The organism is Prevotella communis (assembly GCF_022024115.1).
Classification (GTDB): domain Bacteria; phylum Bacteroidota; class Bacteroidia; order Bacteroidales; family Bacteroidaceae; genus Prevotella; species Prevotella communis.
In genome coordinates, this window is sequence record NZ_CP091792.1 from 871277 (window position 1) to 887816 (window position 16540).

Annotated in this window: 15 protein-coding genes; 6 read left to right on the forward strand and 9 right to left on the reverse strand. The window is 46.6% G+C overall.

Going from position 1 to position 16540, the window contains the following annotated elements; all coding sequences use genetic code 11:
• Position 1: 1 nt before the first annotated feature.
• Both L6468_RS03360 and L6468_RS03365 read right to left on the reverse strand, forming a co-directional pair.
• A complete protein-coding gene (locus L6468_RS03360) occupies positions 2–1390 on the reverse strand; it encodes a hypothetical protein (protein ID WP_237795233.1) in 1389 nt (462 codons plus the stop codon).
• 245 nt (positions 1391–1635) lie between these two features.
• On the reverse strand, positions 1636–1923 hold the full coding sequence (locus L6468_RS03365) for a hypothetical protein (RefSeq protein ID WP_237795234.1): 288 nt from the start codon (positions 1921–1923) through the stop codon (positions 1636–1638).
• Between L6468_RS03365 and L6468_RS03370 the strand changes: the two genes are divergently transcribed.
• The 4 genes from L6468_RS03370 (at position 1922) to L6468_RS03385 (ending at position 4307) form a co-directional block, all read left to right on the forward strand.
• A complete protein-coding gene (locus L6468_RS03370; RefSeq protein WP_237795236.1) occupies positions 1922–2071 on the forward strand; it encodes a hypothetical protein in 150 nt (49 codons plus the stop codon). The genes L6468_RS03365 and L6468_RS03370 overlap by 2 nt on opposite strands.
• Positions 2072–2195: 124 nt before the next feature.
• Complete coding sequence (locus tag L6468_RS03375; RefSeq protein WP_237795244.1) at positions 2196–2705, forward strand: RNA polymerase sigma factor; 510 nt, start codon at positions 2196–2198, stop codon at positions 2703–2705.
• Positions 2702–3088 carry a hypothetical protein gene (locus L6468_RS03380; protein ID WP_237795252.1) on the forward strand — a complete coding sequence of 129 codons (387 nt, stop codon included), beginning with the start codon at positions 2702–2704 and terminating at the stop codon, positions 3086–3088. Before L6468_RS03375 ends, L6468_RS03380 begins: the two co-directional genes overlap by 4 nt.
• A 1-nt stretch (position 3089) precedes the next feature.
• Positions 3090–4307 (forward strand): hypothetical protein, encoded by a 1218-nt coding sequence (locus L6468_RS03385; RefSeq protein WP_237795254.1) that lies wholly within the window; start codon positions 3090–3092, stop codon positions 4305–4307.
• Positions 4308–4369: 62 nt separating this feature from the next.
• Here L6468_RS03385 and L6468_RS03390 read toward each other — a convergent pair whose 3' ends face one another.
• A complete protein-coding gene (locus L6468_RS03390) occupies positions 4370–5236 on the reverse strand; it encodes an aldose 1-epimerase family protein (protein ID WP_237795256.1) in 867 nt (288 codons plus the stop codon).
• A gap of 117 nt (positions 5237–5353) precedes the next feature.
• Here L6468_RS03390 and mnmA point away from each other — a divergent pair, with 117 nt between their 5' ends.
• Positions 5354–6430 (forward strand): tRNA 2-thiouridine(34) synthase MnmA, encoded by a 1077-nt coding sequence (mnmA, locus tag L6468_RS03395; RefSeq protein ID WP_237795263.1) that lies wholly within the window; start codon positions 5354–5356, stop codon positions 6428–6430.
• On the opposite strand, the gene L6468_RS03400 is transcribed toward mnmA, so the two are convergent.
• From L6468_RS03400 to purD, 5 genes are all read right to left on the reverse strand, one after another.
• The gene (locus L6468_RS03400; RefSeq protein WP_091814981.1) at positions 6427–7041 is read right to left on the reverse strand and encodes a polysaccharide deacetylase family protein; all 615 of its coding nucleotides are present in this window, start codon (positions 7039–7041) and stop codon (positions 6427–6429) included. The two genes, mnmA and L6468_RS03400, sit on opposite strands and share 4 nt — an antisense overlap.
• Before the next feature lie 21 nt (positions 7042–7062).
• Complete coding sequence (locus L6468_RS03405; protein ID WP_237795270.1) at positions 7063–10524, reverse strand: protein O-mannosyl-transferase family; 3462 nt, start codon at positions 10522–10524, stop codon at positions 7063–7065.
• Positions 10525–10634: 110 nt separating this feature from the next.
• The gene (locus L6468_RS03410) at positions 10635–11090 is read right to left on the reverse strand and encodes a YqaA family protein (RefSeq protein WP_091814976.1); all 456 of its coding nucleotides are present in this window, start codon (positions 11088–11090) and stop codon (positions 10635–10637) included.
• Positions 11075–12010 (reverse strand): hypothetical protein, encoded by a 936-nt coding sequence (locus L6468_RS03415; protein ID WP_237795272.1) that lies wholly within the window; start codon positions 12008–12010, stop codon positions 11075–11077. Before L6468_RS03415 ends, L6468_RS03410 begins: the two co-directional genes overlap by 16 nt.
• 6 nt (positions 12011–12016) lie before the next feature.
• Positions 12017–13285: a phosphoribosylamine--glycine ligase gene (purD, locus tag L6468_RS03420; RefSeq protein WP_091814970.1), complete on the reverse strand. Its 1269-nt coding sequence runs from the start codon at positions 13283–13285 to the stop codon at positions 12017–12019.
• Between the two features lie 160 nt (positions 13286–13445).
• Between purD and L6468_RS03425 the strand changes: the two genes are divergently transcribed.
• Positions 13446–14771, forward strand: coding sequence for an OmpP1/FadL family transporter (locus tag L6468_RS03425; protein WP_237795275.1), 1326 nt, complete (start codon positions 13446–13448; stop codon positions 14769–14771).
• Here L6468_RS03425 and L6468_RS03430 read toward each other — a convergent pair whose 3' ends face one another.
• A complete protein-coding gene (locus tag L6468_RS03430) occupies positions 14772–16520 on the reverse strand; it encodes a tetratricopeptide repeat-containing sensor histidine kinase (RefSeq protein ID WP_237795276.1) in 1749 nt (582 codons plus the stop codon).
• Positions 16521–16540 lie beyond the last annotated feature (20 nt).

Below are 16540 nucleotides of genomic sequence, written 5' to 3' on the forward strand. Positions count from 1 at the left end.
ATCAGATCGGCCACTCGCTGGCATCTATCCTATGCTCCTCTTTTATTCTCCAGCAATAGAATTCCTCGAAATCAACGTAGAAATCCTTGATTTCATCTGACAACGTCTCATCGCTGAGGGTATTGACGTTAGGGTCAAAGACCTCTTGCGTGCCGTCTTCGCGTACAAAGACAAGCAGGGTGAGGTGGCAATTCTGATATTTGATGAAGAACGTGCCCCCATACTCGTTGTACTTGAAATATCCGCAGACATTCGATGAGTCAAAGAGGGGCTGCGACAGCCATTCTTGCAGTTCCTTCATCGCAGCCTTCGTAGCCTTCGACTTGGGAATTGTGAAAGAAAAGGAGAATGTGTCAAGCCAATCAAAGAAAGGGACATCATAGAATTCAATGAAGGGGTGGGTGGCTGCAAATTCCTTGCATGCCTCCTGCCGCCTGTCAAACTCCTCTTTGACATCGTCCAGAGGAATCTGAATGGTCTTGGTGATGACAAGCTGCTTTTGCTTTGGGCGATATTCATATTGGATTAGATTGTCATGATCCATAGACCAATACGTCTTGACTTTTCCACCACCAAAGACATCTATTTTCTGCTCTTCATTATCCGACAGCCATTTGATTCTATATTTCAGCCATTCGTCTGGCCTTAATGATTGCCAGAATGCTAACAACGACACAACACCTAAAATGATGAATATGAGGATATAATTTCCGCCATCCACCTCAGATATAAATGACAACCGAGAAATGGCGAGCAAAACAAACGCGAAGATAGAAACCACCATGATGTATGCCACAGCCCTACCAACTCTGTTGACAGGCTCTGACTGTTCTGGCTCATCATTGCTTGTCTGACTTAATGAAACTTTCCAGTCCTGATAGCGTTTTCTGATATAGATGAAGTCCTCAGCCGAGAAAGTATAGATACTGTCATAGACCTCGTCAGCCTCGACGGCTTCAAACAGACCGTCAATCGTCTGGTATGAATCATCTAACTCATCGTAATCAATTCTTACGAGATATCCTATTTCGCTGGCATAGGTTTCATACGCCTCTCCGTCAACATAATGAATGTAGTAATAGACATCTGACAACTTATCCTGAAAAGTGAGATAGGTTTCCGAACGATTCACGGCTTTCTTATCAACGAGGACTTCGGAGGGAAGTTCTATGTATTCCGCTTCATCTTCTTCCGTCTCATCGGGCTCTTCAACCATTTGGGTTTTCTTTTTCTTCCAAAACGATTTTGGATTCAAGGACAGTGCCAGCAAGACAAAAGAAAGTATTGTCATCCATTTTCGAGCACTGCCATAGTCCATCTGAAGCCCAATAATCAGTACGACTACGGCTGCTATGATTAATACTAACGATATAATTTCTTCTTTCCTCATGATTTACATCTCCACGATAATCTTTCGAGCCATACTATTCTAAATTTTCTGCAAAATTACAATCAATCCCACATACAACCAAATATTCATCTCGTTTTTTCTGTAAAACAACAATGAATACCTCACAGAAATCCTGAATTTCTTAAAAAAAATGCTCCGCAAGTTCTTGGAAATGCCCTGTACATGGGCCAAGGACTGCGGAGCATTTTTAATACTCTGCACTTATCTCGCTGATAGATAGTGTCTTACCTTGTTTCGTTGATTCCGTCGATTCCGTCAGGCAATTTCGCCCTGTGAATCAGAACGCAGAACACGATGATGATGGCGAAGAGCGCACCTACGGTAGATAGGATGAGAACGGGGGTGGCTCCGCCATTCAAGGCGCAAACCAGGGAGGTGTAGCCGATGGTGAAGGTGAGAACCAACATCATGAGGCCCGTGCATCTGGTCATGCGCACCACTAAAGTCCACTGCTGAGGTGTGGAAACCGTTACGGGGATGTTCACCTTATGCGGAAAATAGGCTATTATCATGAGGACTAAGCCTGTGAGTGAGGTGACGCCGCAGGGAAACAGGATACCAATCTTGGATCCCCAGTCGTTGGGTTTTCCGTCAGGACCGAAGTGGTTGAAGGACGATGCCTCATGGTGGGATTCCCTCTATCCTAAGAAGAACCTGTAAGAATAAGAAACGGATGCTTTCAACACAGAAGGGCATCCGTTTTTTTATGATGATTGAAAAAAAGTGTGATTCATTAAATCTTTTTTCTTACCTTTGCGTCTTAATAAGTAAAAACCTCAAAACGATGAACGAAGAAACGGAACAGTTACTCACAGAATTGGAGCGGATTGTCACAGAACGGCAAGACTGGCTCTTCCGTTTCGCGTATATGCGTATCGGCATCAGGGAAGATGCAGAGGATGTGGTGCAAGAGGTGCTGCTGGGCGTCTTCCGTAGGTTGAGGGAAAAGACGCGGGTGGACAATATGGAGCAGTACGCTATCCGGGCCATCAGTAATGCCTGCACGGATTACTTCCGCAGAAAACCGCTGCATGTTGTACTGCTCGACCAAGCCAAGGAGGTGGCGGTGAGCGATCATGACAAACAGATTCATGAGGAGTTCCTGAGGGTGAACCGACTGCTGGATACCTTGCCCAGGGAACAATCGGAGATAGTACGTCTGAAATGTTATGACGACCTGACGTTCAAACAAATAGCGGAACTGCAGGATATCCCGGAAGCAACGGCAAAGTCGCGCTATCGCTACGCTATCATGCATGTTCAACAGATGATGAAGAAAGGAGAAAAAAGATGAATACAGATCACTTTGACGATATTGAGCAGATGCTGAAACCGCAATGCGAGTTCAAAGCATCGGAATCGCTGAAACAGAATGTGATGGCGAAGGCACGCCAGGAGTTTCGTCCGCATCGCACCATCAGACTATGGCCCTGGGTAGCAGCAGCGTGTGTGGCTGGCTTCCTGATGCTCTATTTCATGCCACCAGAGACGGCTTCTCGTGATGCGGCGCTTCATGCCCGATTGGTGAAAGCCTATCAGGCAGATTGCCAGCAGACGGCTTATGTGCGCACCTCTGACTTTGAGTCGTTTGACGTCATAGAGCACAGAATGAAAAGTCGGGGTGAGCAGATTAAAGAGGAAATCGAAAATCTAAGGACTTATAAAATGATAGAATAAAATGAAGAAAATCATCATATTATCAGGTGTACTACTGATGGCCTTGTGCGCCTGCAAAAACAGTCAAACAGTGAGTGATCAGCCTGTGCCAGAGACCTTCGACGAATTCATGGACAGCCTGAACAATCTAGAGGAGTGCTTTGAGTATTCTGTATCGAGCGACGACTCTGTTACCACCAGTTTCCTTACATACTGGTGTCATCGTTACGATATGCGAAGCTATGACCCCAAGGAAATACATGACGCCGAGGACACCAACGATTCGGTAGCCAACCTCTTGGCTGAACAGAAGGCTATCAACGACAGCATTCTGGAGAGGGAGATGGCCATCATGCACTATGTGGACAACAGCATGAAGTATCTCTGCGATAAGTATCGCCCCAAAGCTGCAAAATTCTATGAATACGAGACGCATCGTAAGAATGCCGACACGCTGGAATATATTATTGCACCCAAGGAACTGGAAAACACGTTGCCTGAGGACTATCAGGGTACGGACTTCAAAGAGAATTTCAGATGTTACCCAGAGTTCCTGACTTTTAATCGTGAGTCCCAGGCTACGAAGAAAGGTCAAAATATCATGGATTGGGTGACGTATCACAAAGAAGAAAAGTATCCTGGCAAAAAACTGACCAACGAAGATGAGATTAAGCAGATTTTCCTGGAGCGTATCTCAAACATCAAGGGCATGAAAGCAGAGCCGGTGAAATACCTCTCAGATGATGGCAAGGGCTTTGATGTTCCTACGGTTTCGTTCAACTGGCGATCGAAGAAGGAACAGGTGGCTCAACTGGATGGTGTGCTCTATGAACTGCCTCTTAGCGGAGAGCAAAAGGTGGCGCTTCTGGAAGATTTGCGCGCTGCATTGCTGGACTTCATGAAGACGCACTATGCACCGTATCTGGAACTGAATTTCTACCACGACTTTGAACTGGCTGATACAAGCAGTTATCAATGGGCGTTGATGGGTATATCTATCAACAGCAACCGTCTTGCAGAACATGCACGTCAACTCTCTGGGTTGTTCCGAGTGCAGGTGGGTAATCTGGCAGACAAGGGCCTCAAGATTCTCTTCCTGAACGTCAGGAATGAGCACTTTATGATTCCGCGTGAGTGGATGGAAATCAAGGAAATCCATAACGACACCATCCGCTGGTTGCCCAACGGCATCTATCACAACGGCACGGTGACTACAACGAATGGAAAACAGATAGAATAATAGAAAGAATAAAGGAAGGCTGATGATTTGGCCTTCCTTTATTCTTGTATTATTTTTTGATTTTATCCGATGGTAATCGTGTATTCACTCATGAACGAGGCACCGGGCTGCAGGTGGTTCATGTAGGGCTTATCCTTGAACTCGCCGTCGTAGCCGCGATGGTCGCCCAGACCGTACCATGGCTCGATACAGATAAAGGGCGCCTGCTTCTTGTAAGGACTCCAGAAGGCGATGACCGGACAACGGTAGTCGAGTGTCACGGCAGGTGTGCCGTCTGGGTTGAGCAGTATGGCCTGTGAGGTCTGGCTCTTGTGGAACTTTACGCTGTCATCGGCAAAGGTCTCGTCGTTGATTGCCAGCATACCGTCCTTGGTCTCAGCCTCTATCTCGGTCAGTTCGTGAGAACCGTCGATATAGCTCTTCAGGTTCTGCATCTGTTCTTTATTGTCAAACACGATGACTCCCTTCAGGGGCTCGTCTTCCTTACAACCAGGAGCCAGAAAAGCGGGGTGACCGCCAATCTGGAAGTGGATATCACGCTTGTCGGTATTCTCCACGTGCCAGATAACGTGTATTTTGTTGCCTTCCAACTTATAGGTCACGGCAAGGTTAAAACAGTAAGGATAAACCTTCAGTGTCTCCTCGCTCTCGTGGAGGGCGTAGGTCACACGGTCTGGTCCCTGTGCGATGAGCTTGAACTCGGTATCGCGTGCAAAACCGTGACGGGGAAGATGATACTCCTTGCCATCTACGCGATAGGTATCATTATTGACACTGCATACGATGGGGAACAGAATAGGAGAGCGGCGTGGCCATTTCTCGCCAGCCTGCCACAGGTATTCACGTCCGTCACTATCTTTGATGCTCTGTAATTCGGCTCCCATAGCCGACACCTCTACGGTGAGTAGTTCGTTTTGAATTGTTTCCATAATCGTTAGATACTTTTTAGATTGTTGTGAGCGCAAAGGTACAAACATTTCCTTAATCTACCAAACTTTTTGCATAAGCATTTGGATGGGTAAGAAAAAGTTCATACCTTTGCACCCATGAATAGAAATGAATTGGAAGGTAGGCGCATTGCTGTGCTACTGTCAGGAGGCGTTGACAGTAGTGTGGTGGTGTATGAGTTTGCGCAGCTAGGACTGCATCCAGACTGCTTCTATATCAAGATTGGCTCTGACGAGAAGGACGAATGGGACTGCTCGATGGAGGAGGATATGGAGATGGCAACGGCTGTGGCCCATAAGTACGGTTGTAAGCTGGAGGTGGTGGACTGTCATCACGAATACTGGGACCAGGTGACGAAATATACGATGGATAAGGTGAAGGCTGGTCTGACACCTAATCCTGACGTGATGTGTAACAGGCTCATCAAATTTGGTGCCTTCCACGAGAAACGTGGTCATGATTATGACTTGATTGCCACGGGACATTACGCGCAGACGGAGATGATTGACGGACAGAAATGGCTGGTAACGAGTCCTGACCCTGTAAAGGATCAGACTGATTTCCTGGCTCAGATTTTTGACTGGCAGTTGCAGAAGGCTATCTTTCCGATAGGACATTACGTGAAGGATGAGGTGCGCCAGATTGCTGAGCGCGAACATCTGGTGAATGCCAAGCGTAAAGACTCACAGGGCATTTGTTTCCTGGGAAAGATTAACTACACGGACTATATCAAAATGTACGTGGGTGAACAGAAAGGTGATGTGCTGGAACTGGAAACGGGGAAACGCATTGGCCAGCATAATGGACATTGGTTTTATACCATTGGTCAGCGTAAAGGCTTAGGTTTTGGCGGTGGTCCCTGGTTCATCGTTAAGAAGGATATTGAAAAGAATATCCTCTATGTGTCTCATGGCTATGATCCCGACACGGCCTACAAACAGGATTTCCCTATTCATGGATTCCATAGCATCAACGGAGAGATGCCGGAACGTGAGATTACATTTAAGATTCGTCATACACCTGAATATCATCCCGCCACGCTGGAGGCTTTGGGTGATGGTCGTTATATGGTGCATTCTCAGGACCGTATCCACGGTGTGGCACCAGGTCAGTTCTGTGTCATTTATGATAATCGCCACCACCGTTGTTACGGCAGTGGCGAGATTACCATCTAATAATCAAAGATTTTAAACTCATATCCCTGTTCTTTGAGCCAATGAATGCTCTCGGGCAGGGCTGTTTTCAGTTTCTCAATAGACTTCAGTGAGTCGTGGAAGGTGATGATGGAGCCGTTGCGTGCGTAGCGTTTCACATTATTCACCACATCCTCGGCAGTAAGCCATTTTGAATAATCACGTGTGACGAGGTCCCACATCACAATCTTGAACTTTCTGGATAGCCAGGCATAATGCGGCAGTCGCATCCATCCGTGAGGTGGGCGCATCAACCGACTGTGGATATATGCATTGGCCTTCTCAACGTTATAGCTATACTCCTTGATGGTATGGCGTATGCTACCGATATGATTGTGTGTGTGGTTGCCCACTTGATGCCCTTCATCCAGAATCCTTTGGAAGAGCTCGGGATATTTACGCACATTATCACCGACACAGAAGAAGGTCGCTTTGATACCTTCGTCACGAAGGGTGTCGAGAATAAACGGCGTAGCCTCGGGGATGGGACCGTCGTCGAACGTCAGATAGACTGCGTGTTCGTGACGGTCCATTCTCCACAGGGCATTAGGATAAAGCCATCTGAGGTATATCGCTGGTTGTTCTATGAACATGTGATGATGTCTGCGATGATATTACTGCTGTCCACCGCCTTTGCTGATGAACTTCTGCCACTGCTGTTCAAAGCGTGGTGCATACTCGTTAAACTTCTTCTCATCAATATGCTCAACCAACTCTGTGATGCGCTTCATCATATAGAGGGGCAGCTGAATGCTAGGCTCTGCCACCTTGAACTTCTTGCGGTCAAGAGAGTTGTAGTAGACCATATACTGGTCGTACTTAGACCACAACTGCTGGAGGATATCCAAGGCCTTTGTCTTGTCGCCAATGGCGGCATAGGCCTGTGCCATCTCCAGTGAAGAACTCTGGAAGTCGTGAGGCACATTGCATGAGGGGAACTCCTCCTCGCATCTGTCGAGCACTTCCTTGGCCTTAGCATCCTTGCCTTCCATGATGAGGTGTGAAGCAAGTTTCACCATCAGACGACGATGGGTATAGCACATACGCATCACGGTCTCATCGAGGTAGATGCCAGGTGTCTTTGCACCACCGAACTTGAATCGGTGCATCACGTTGTTGTAAGTCTTCTCGGTATCGAAATTGGTCATGCCTGGGATAGGCTGATCGTTGATGTTGGTGGTGAACGGTGTGATACGGTTGGTGAGACCTTCCTGTACAAAGTTATCACCAAGGTTCATGTAGTTCTCCTGACCAACGGTATAGGCTACGTAGATAGGACGACGCCAGTTGGCATTGGCTACCATCTCGAGCATCATCAGCTTACTCTTGTCCAGTCCGCCAAGACCTGCGAGTGAAATCGTCATACGGTCGGGTATGGCAGCATCAATATCTACTGAGTCATTACCTTGCTCTATACCCTGAATCAGCATGCCGCTCTCCTTCACTGCCTGTTTGTCGATAGTGATGAAGACGGTGTCGGTAGGAATGACGCAGAGTGACTCGTCCAGACTATAATACTGGTCGTTCATCACCTCGGGCATCTTTGTGAAGGCAAACTCGATAGCATTTCTCTGACGCTCTTTCAATTCGCTTGTGCGGTGGTCGCGTACCCAGAACTCCAGAACATTCTTCAACTCGAATGGGTTATCGCCAAACAGCTCGGTGGTCTCCTTGGGATAGTCACGCATCAGCAGTTCAATAGCCTTGCGAATCTTGTTGTCCACGCGTACATATTCGTTTGTGCCAGAACAGTACTCCAGTCGGCTCCATGAGATAGGCAGAGCAGGAGAGTCGTAGGCAGGACGAATCATCTGGTCTATGTACCAGTCGGTCTGCAGGTACGACAGGTTACATACACGGGCATCGGTACGCACACCTTCAGTATCTTGGTTGTACCAGAGGGGGAAGGTATCATTATCGCCATTGGTGAAGATGATGGGGTTACCTTCTTCCTGCAGAGACATGAGGTAGTTCTGACCGAAGTCACGACAGGTGTAGCGTCCGCTACGATCGTGGTCATCCCATGTCTGAGAAGCCATCTGAACAGGTACCAACAGAGCTGCAGCACCAATCACGATAGCAGGGATGAGCTGGTTCTTCTTGAAGATATCCCATGCCATCTGAATCAGGGCAGCAACACCCATACCACACCAGATAGCGTAGGCATAGAATGAACCGGCATATGCATAGTCACGCTCACGGGGCTGCTCTGGTGTCTGGTTCAGATAGAGCACGATAGCCAGACCTGTCATGAAGAACAGGAAGAATACCACCCAGAACTGCTGAACGCCTCTCTTGCCGCGCATAAAGAGCTGCCAGAAGATACCGAGAATACCCAGAAGCAGAGGCAGGCAGTAGAATACGTTATGTCCCTTGTTGTTCTTCAGGTCATCGGGCAGCAGAGACTGGTCGCCCAGACGAGCATTGTCGAGGAACGAGAAACCGGTAATCCAGTTGCCGTGTTCCAGTTCACCATGACCTTGAATATCGTTTTGGCGACCGGCGAAGTTCCAAAGGAAATAACGCCAGTACATCCAGTTACACTGATAGGCGAAGAAGAATTCCAGATTCTCCATCTGTGTAGGTATCGTTACAAAAGAACCCTGACGATAGTTCGATGGCTCCTTCTTTCCCTTGATGCCTCCAACCCAGCTGTTGTATGCAGCGATATGGCGCTGGCTATTGGAGTACATACGTGGGAATATCATATTCTGTGCATAGACGGGCTTATCCTTTGTGCTAACCACAAAGTAAGTATCGGGCTCGTCGGCAGACTTCTTCTCCTTACGCTGATAGATAGGTGCACCCGGATCCATCTCAACATGACCGCTTTGGTCAATCTTGTATTCAGAACTGTAGGCCTGACCGAATGCCAGAGGGCGATAGCCATACTGGTCGCGGCTCAGGTAATTACCAAGGGTGAAAATATCCTCGGGTGAGTTCTGGTCCATTGGTGGGTTGGCTGCAGAACGGATGACGATAACGGCATAGGTGGAATAACCAATCATCAGCATCAGCATGCAGAGCAACGTGGTGTTCTTGATGCGGGGTGAAATGATCTGCTTCTCCATGCCAGGCAGGAATAATACTGCAGCGATGGCGAGTAATACAACAACGCCAATGAAGAAAGCGCTCCAGCCAAAGCCATAGAAAGGAATACCTAACATGCCAATGGCAACAAGGAAGGCAACGTTCTGGCGTATCCAACTGCCTTTTGTCTCCTTGGCCATCTGTGTCTCATAGATAGCCCAGATAACGAGGGCAACCAACAGGAAGAGGTAGATATACTCACCAGTGTTGAACGACATGCCAAGTGTGTTGACAAAGAACAATTCGAACCATCCGCCAACGGTGATAATGCCTGGTACTACACCATAGAGTACGGCTGCAAGCAGTACAAATGAGATGAGCAGGGCTACAATACTACCTTTGGCATTGGCATTGGGAAAACGCTTGAAATAATAGACCAATACAATGGCAGGCAGACACAGCAGGTTCAGCAGGTGCACGCCAATGCTAAGGCCGGTCATATACATAATCAATACCAGCCAGCGGTCACTATGAGGCTCGTCGGCATGGTCTTCCCATTTCAATATCAGCCAGAATACAACTGCTGTGAACGCAGAAGAGTAGGCATATACCTCGCCTTCAACGGCTGAGAACCAGAATGTGTCGCTAAATGTGTAAATCAGTGCACCTACCAGTCCGCTGGCTTCGATAGCTACGAGTTTTGCCGTACTCAGTTCCTCCCAACTGTTGATAAATAGTCGTCGCACCAGATGGGTGATGCTCCAGAAAAGGAAGAGAATACATGTTGCTGACAGAAGAGCACTCATGGTGTTGACCATACGTGCCACCTGAGTAGGATCACTGGTGAACTGTGAGAACAGATTTGCTGTCAGCATAAAGAAAGGCGCACCGGGTGGGTGTCCAACTTCCAAACGATAACCTGTAGTAATAAACTCTGGACAGTCCCAGAAAGAGGCTGTCGGCTCGATGGTTGAACAATATACGAAGGCGGCTATAAAGAATGTCAGCCATCCGAGGATATTGTCCACGAGGCGGAATTGTTTCATTTTAAAAGGTTTTATTTTTAACGTTAAAATTGTTTCTGACGTGCAAAGGTAGTAATTATAATTGAAAATTGATAATTGAAAATTGATAATTTTCTACTGCTCTACATTAATTAACAGAATAACCATTTTACGCCGTAGATAAGTAACCAGTAACGCAGGAATTTTCCGATGGCTATACTGACAAAGGAAATTAACATGTTGGCGCGCATGAATCCCAAAGTCACGGTGATGGCACTACCGATGATGGGGAGGAATGCAAAGAACCCCATCCATGCACCTCGTCCTGCCATGAACCGTTCTGCCTTGTCCATGCTTTCTTTCTTGATTTTCAGGTATTTCTCAATCCATTCCAGTTTACCCATCCGGCCCACAAAATAATTGAATATAGAACCCAGTATGTTGCCGATGGTACCATAGATGACGAGTTGCCAGCCGTCAAGTCCTGAGCCCAGTAATGCCACCATCATAGTCTCACTGGAGAATGGGAATACGCTTCCGGCCAGAAAAGCGCCTAAGAGCATGCCCCAATAGCCGTAGCCTGTCAGAAATTCTAGAAATGCATCCATAGGTTTATAAAGGTGATAATGATGCAGGTCGATAGAATCACAAAAAAGGCAATGTTAGTGATGCGTGAATGTGTCAGTGTCATGAAATGGGCAACAATAGGACTGGCACAGATGATGACAATGCGGATAAAAGCGTTGAACTGCTGGGGTTGTAAAGCAATGAAAAGCAATGTCAGCAGGTTGACGGCAATAAAGAATCCGAATAACTGGCGTATATGAATCTTGTCTTCATAGCTATATTGCCAGAAGTGAATGATACCGGTGATGGATACAACGGCCAGGAATATGTATACGAGCAGTTGTTCTAGCGTCACTGCTAAGTAGTTTGCTGGAAGTACGAATGAATTCAGGTCTGACAAATGATCTGTCAGTGGCGTGAAATCCCAGATATAGAATAGCCATAGGGACACAAACCAATAAGGGGTGATGATGCCGAGAATCGACGCCACCAGGGTGCGCCAGCTAAGGGAATTTAACCGGCTAATCATGAGTACCCATAGAAGGGGTACATAGTATAGGTATTCGGCATACAATAAACTGCTACAGCCAAGGGCAAGAAAGGCATAGTAGGTCTTCCCGGCTGCTTGCTGGTCCTGATATGTGCTGAAGAGTATCAGGAAACTTGCAATAATTCCTACAAGTCCTAAATCACCTATGAGTGACTGAAAACCACTGATATACATGCATGACAGAACGATGAATGTTGCACCCACCATTCTGCTGCGCACACGTAGCAGGGCATTGCTGTTGTTGAGCTCCACCATCATGTAGGAAGCTGCAACATAACATGCCATTTGAGGCCATGCAAAGAAGGAGGGCGAACCGCCAAACATGGCGATTGCCCAAATCCCGATAGCATAGACAGCTGCTACTGGCAGCGTCATGCCACTTTCTGCTATTCTGTTTTGAAGTCTCTTCAAATCTGTTTAAAGATCTTTTCCGATGTCGCGACGGAAATACTGGTCTGTGAACTGAATTTTCTGAGCCTCTGTGAATGACTTCTTCAGAGCTTCTTCCTTGTCTTTTCCGTAAGAAGAAACAGCGATAACGCGACCGCCATTGGTCACCACCTGACCGTTTACGGTTGCTGTTCCTGCATGGAATACAATGCTGCCTTCTACATTTTCGATGCCAGTGATGGGATAGCCCTTCTTGTAGGCTTCTGGATAACCTCCGCTAACCAGCATCACACATACGGCTGCACGTTCATCGAACTCAATCTGGCGCTTGTCAAGATTTCCTTCAGCTACGCCTTCGAAAAGATCCACAATGTCACTCTTCAGACGGAGCATCACACTCTCTGTCTCAGGATCACCCATACGACAGTTGTACTCGATAACCATAGGTTCACCCTTTACGTTGATGAGTCCAAAGAAGATGAAACCTTTGTAAACGATACCTTCCTGTTTCAGACCTTCTACAGTAGGACGGATGATACGGTCCTCCACTTTCTGCATCCACTCCTTAGTGGCAAAGGGAACGGGAGAAACACTGCCCATACCGCCTGTGTTCAGACCGGTATCGCCTTCACCGATACGCTTGTAGTCTTTTGCCTCGGGCAGAATCTTATAGTGCTCTCCGTCGGTGAGAACGAAAACTGAACACTCAATTCCGCTGAGGAATTCCTCAATGACAACTCTTGAAGAGGCATTGCCGAACATGCCGCCCAGCATATCCTTGAGTTCTTTCTTCGCTTCTTCGAGGGTAGGCAGGATAAGAACTCCCTTACCGGCACACAAACCATCGGCTTTTAATACATAGGGAGCCTCAAGTGTCTCCAGAAAGGCTAATCCCTCTTGCAGGTGTTCACCGTCGAAAGTCTCGTAGCGGGCTGTGGGGATGTTGTGGCGCTGCATAAATCCTTTGGCGAAGTCTTTCGAGCCCTCAAGTACGGCGCCTGTCTTTGAGGGACCAATAACGGGGATGTTCTTGGTACGATCATCTTGACCAAGATTGTCATAGATGCCCTTTACCAATGGATCCTCAGGGCCGACAACTACCATGTCGACACCTTTTTCCACTATGAATTGCTTGATGGCTTCAAAGTCGTCAGCTTTCATGTTGACGTTTTCTCCGCAGTTTGAGGTACCTGCATTACCAGGGGCAATAAACAGTTTCTCTACTCGCTCGCTCTGAGCAATTTTCCAAGCTAAGGCGTGCTCGCGGCCGCCACTTCCCAAAAGTAAAATCTTCATAATAAGTCGGTTGATTTCGAAATCGTCTGCAAAGGTAGTGCAATTTGTGCGAAAAACAAAAGAAAAATAGGGGTAAAATTAATGTTTTTGTTAGTTTTTGACTAGTTTTTCGGAAATAATTACTAATTTTGCAGTCTCAAACTAAACCATTATTTATTTTATGAAGAAATTTTTGTTAATGTTGACAATGGCTTCTGCTACTTTGGCAGCTGAGGCTGGTGGTCTTATGACCAACACTAACTATCACATTGCATTCGATCGAATGTTTGCTCGAGGTGCTACAACGGAGATTGATGCCGCTTACAGTAACCCTGCAGGTTTGGCATGGGGACATGAAGGTCTTCAACTTTCACTGAATTTCCAGAAACCTTGGCAGAATCGTGATATCGAGACCGATATTCCTAATTTCCTGATGGTTGGCAATAACTTCCACCAGAAATATAATGGTAAGGCATCGGCTCCCATTGTACCCGCGCTTTTTGCTTCTTACAAGCAGGAGCGTTGGGCTGTTTCAGCGATGATTGGCATCGTGGGTAGCGGTGGCTTTGTGAAATACGATGAGGGTGTTCCTATGTTTACAGTGCCTATCACGACTATGTTGGCTCAGAAGGGTGTGATGCCTGGTACGTATGCGATGGATGCCCAGATGGAGGGTAAGCAGTATATTTATGGTGGTCAGTTGAACTTCACATACAAGCTGACTGATTTCCTGAGTGCTGCCGTAGGTATGCGTGCCAATTATTATGATGGTTATAACCGTGGACATGTGCTGGCAAATATGGGCGGCACCGAACTTGTTAGTCTGCAGTTGGACTGCTTGCAGAAAGGTTGGGGCTTTGCGCCTATTGTGAGTGTTGATTTCCATCAGGGACCACTTACTGTGGCAGCCCGTTATGAGTTCCGTACGAAGATCAACACGGAAAATGATACTAAGGAACTGTCGGCTACGGTGACTGGTATGACGCCTGCTCAGGTGGCTGCTGTCTTTGGTGAAAAAACGGCTCCATATATGGATGGTGTGAAGACGCGTTATGACATGCCTTCACTACTCACTGTCGCTGCCCAGTATGAGATTACGCCAAAGTTACGTGCTGCTGCAGAGTATCATTTCTTTGATGATAAAAATGCCAAGATGGCCAATAATCGACAGGATGAGTTGGAGCATGGTACTCACGAGGTATTGCTGGGCGCAGAGTATGATGTCAACGATAAACTGACATTGAGTCTCGGTGGTCAGCGTACGGACTATGGATTAAGCGATAACTATCAGACGCATACTTCCTTCGCATGTGATAGCTATTCATTAGGTTGTGGCGCTGCTGTTAATCTGAATGAGCGTATGCGATTGAATGTCAGCTATTTCTGTACGCTTTATAGTGACTACAAAAAAGAGCAGACCGCTTATCAGGGCCTGCCCTTTACTGGTTCAGATACCTTCAGCCGTACCAATCATGTGATAGGCTTGGGTATTGACTATAAGTTCTGATTACAGAGGAAGAGTGATAACAAAACGGGCACCGGGACCTGCGTAAGTAGTATCGAGGATTACCTCGCCCTTCATTCGGTGGGCTATCATTCTGCAGAGTGGCAGTCCCAGTCCCAATCCTTCCTTGAAATTATCAAGTTTGACGAATCGCTCGAAGATGTGTTCTGCTTCTTGAGGGTCAATGCCGCAACCAGTATCTTCTATGGCTATATATAGATGTTTACCTGTTAAAGATGTCTTTGCAAGGATATAGCCCTCGGTCGTGTTCTTAATGGCGTTGTCTATAAGCAGACTGACCATACGGTAAAGCATCTTCCTGTTAGTTGATATGGCGAATGAATCAGGTAGATTGTTTTCTATTTTGATTTCTACACCATGATTCAGTAGAGGTTGGTAGTCACCTGTTATTTCTAGCAGAAGCTGTTGAATGTCAACGGCTTCTGTTTTTATTTCTTCGCCAGAGTTTTCGTTGAGAGATATCTCTATGAGTTCATCAAACTGATTGGTAATGATATTGGTGTTCTTAATCACCATTTGCGAGATGTTTTTCAGCTCTTCTGCACACATCGTAATGTTACCGTCTGCGATAATCTGTGCAAATCCGGATATGATGTTGAGTGGAGTACGAACCTCGTGGCTCACATTGCGGATGAATGCAGTTTTCATGTTGTCTGATTCTAGGGCATGTTCATAGGCCTTTTTCAGTTCCTTCATATGGCGTCGGCGAGCAAATGCAATATAGGATAATGCGCAGATGAGCATGGTAAGAATCAAGATGGTGACAATCATGTACACGGTGCGTGTATGAGCTGCCTCACGTTCAATCTCGTATAACTTTAACTCGTCCTCAATACCTTTCATGCTATTGCTCAGAATGATATTGTCTATTGAGTCGTGTTCTTCAAGTTGAACCCGTAATGCCTCATAGGCTTCTTTCCATCTGCCTGCATTCTTGTAGAGGTTGATGCATATCTCGTTAGCGTCGTCTCCGAGTGTTTCTTTCGCCATCTTGATTGCCTTGTCCACATTGCCCTTGTAGGCCTCGTGATATACTTCTATGGTGCGTCCGTGAATGGTGGTCTGCCCGCTATCAACCCCTTTCTTATATGCATTATAACCTTTCTCGAACTTTTCCATATCTCCTTGGTTATAATAGCTGAGTAATCGGCGTGACTCAATATCAAACAGACGCTCAGGAGAATATTTGCGAGCTATTTCTGCAGCTTTCTCCAGCATTTCTATAGCTTCATTGGGATCGTCGTCCATCTCGACGTTGACAATGTTCATATAGATAGGAGGCATACTCTCATAGTAGCCATATTTCTCCATGAGTTCAATCACTTCATTGAAAGCTTTCTTTGCTCCCTCGTGGTTACCGCAATAACGATAGATATGCCCCATCATGTTGACAGCCATATACATCTCCTTGTCGAGTCCCTTTTCTCGCAACTCTTTCGATAACTTCTGTGCTTTCTTATAAGCTTCGAAGATATGCTGAGAGTTCATCAGAAAGACGATCTCGTTACATCGTTGGGTGTAGTACAGGTGCAGGTCGCCTTGCTTAAGTAAATAATCCTCAAGCTTGGTGACGGATTTAAAAAAGTCTGTACTATCACCTGTGTTGAATGCATTGCTCATCTCTGTGCGCATGGCCAGATAGGTGGAGTCGTTCTTACAGTCTCTGGACTGCACCGTGGTGATGCAGTTCAGAGAAAGTGTTATAAGTACTGTGATGTGTTTTAGGTTCATATAGTCAGAAAGGTTTAGTT

What these genes read in the sequence shown, in the direction of transcription:
- L6468_RS03385 (WP_237795254.1), top strand. Translation starts at nt 3,090, where the DNA reads ATGAAGAAAATCATCATATTATCAGGTGTACTACTGATGGCCTTGTGC.
- L6468_RS03425 (WP_237795275.1), top strand. Translation starts at nt 13,446, where the DNA reads ATGAAGAAATTTTTGTTAATGTTGACAATGGCTTCTGCTACTTTGGCA.
- purD (WP_091814970.1), bottom strand. Translation starts at nt 13,285, where the DNA reads ATGAAGATTTTACTTTTGGGAAGTGGCGGCCGCGAGCACGCCTTAGCT.
- L6468_RS03360 (WP_237795233.1), bottom strand. Translation starts at nt 1,390, where the DNA reads ATGAGGAAAGAAGAAATTATATCGTTAGTATTAATCATAGCAGCCGTA.
- L6468_RS03375 (WP_237795244.1), top strand. Translation starts at nt 2,196, where the DNA reads ATGAACGAAGAAACGGAACAGTTACTCACAGAATTGGAGCGGATTGTC.
- L6468_RS03405 (WP_237795270.1), bottom strand. Translation starts at nt 10,524, where the DNA reads ATGAAACAATTCCGCCTCGTGGACAATATCCTCGGATGGCTGACATTC.
- L6468_RS03400 (WP_091814981.1), bottom strand. Translation starts at nt 7,041, where the DNA reads ATGTTCATAGAACAACCAGCGATATACCTCAGATGGCTTTATCCTAAT.
- L6468_RS03365 (WP_237795234.1), bottom strand. Translation starts at nt 1,923, where the DNA reads ATGATAATAGCCTATTTTCCGCATAAGGTGAACATCCCCGTAACGGTT.
- L6468_RS03430 (WP_237795276.1), bottom strand. Translation starts at nt 16,520, where the DNA reads ATGAACCTAAAACACATCACAGTACTTATAACACTTTCTCTGAACTGC.
- L6468_RS03390 (WP_237795256.1), bottom strand. Translation starts at nt 5,236, where the DNA reads ATGGAAACAATTCAAAACGAACTACTCACCGTAGAGGTGTCGGCTATG.
- mnmA (WP_237795263.1), top strand. Translation starts at nt 5,354, where the DNA reads ATGAATAGAAATGAATTGGAAGGTAGGCGCATTGCTGTGCTACTGTCA.
- L6468_RS03380 (WP_237795252.1), top strand. Translation starts at nt 2,702, where the DNA reads ATGAATACAGATCACTTTGACGATATTGAGCAGATGCTGAAACCGCAA.
- L6468_RS03410 (WP_091814976.1), bottom strand. Translation starts at nt 11,090, where the DNA reads ATGGATGCATTTCTAGAATTTCTGACAGGCTACGGCTATTGGGGCATG.
- L6468_RS03370 (WP_237795236.1), top strand. Translation starts at nt 1,922, where the DNA reads ATGAGGACTAAGCCTGTGAGTGAGGTGACGCCGCAGGGAAACAGGATA.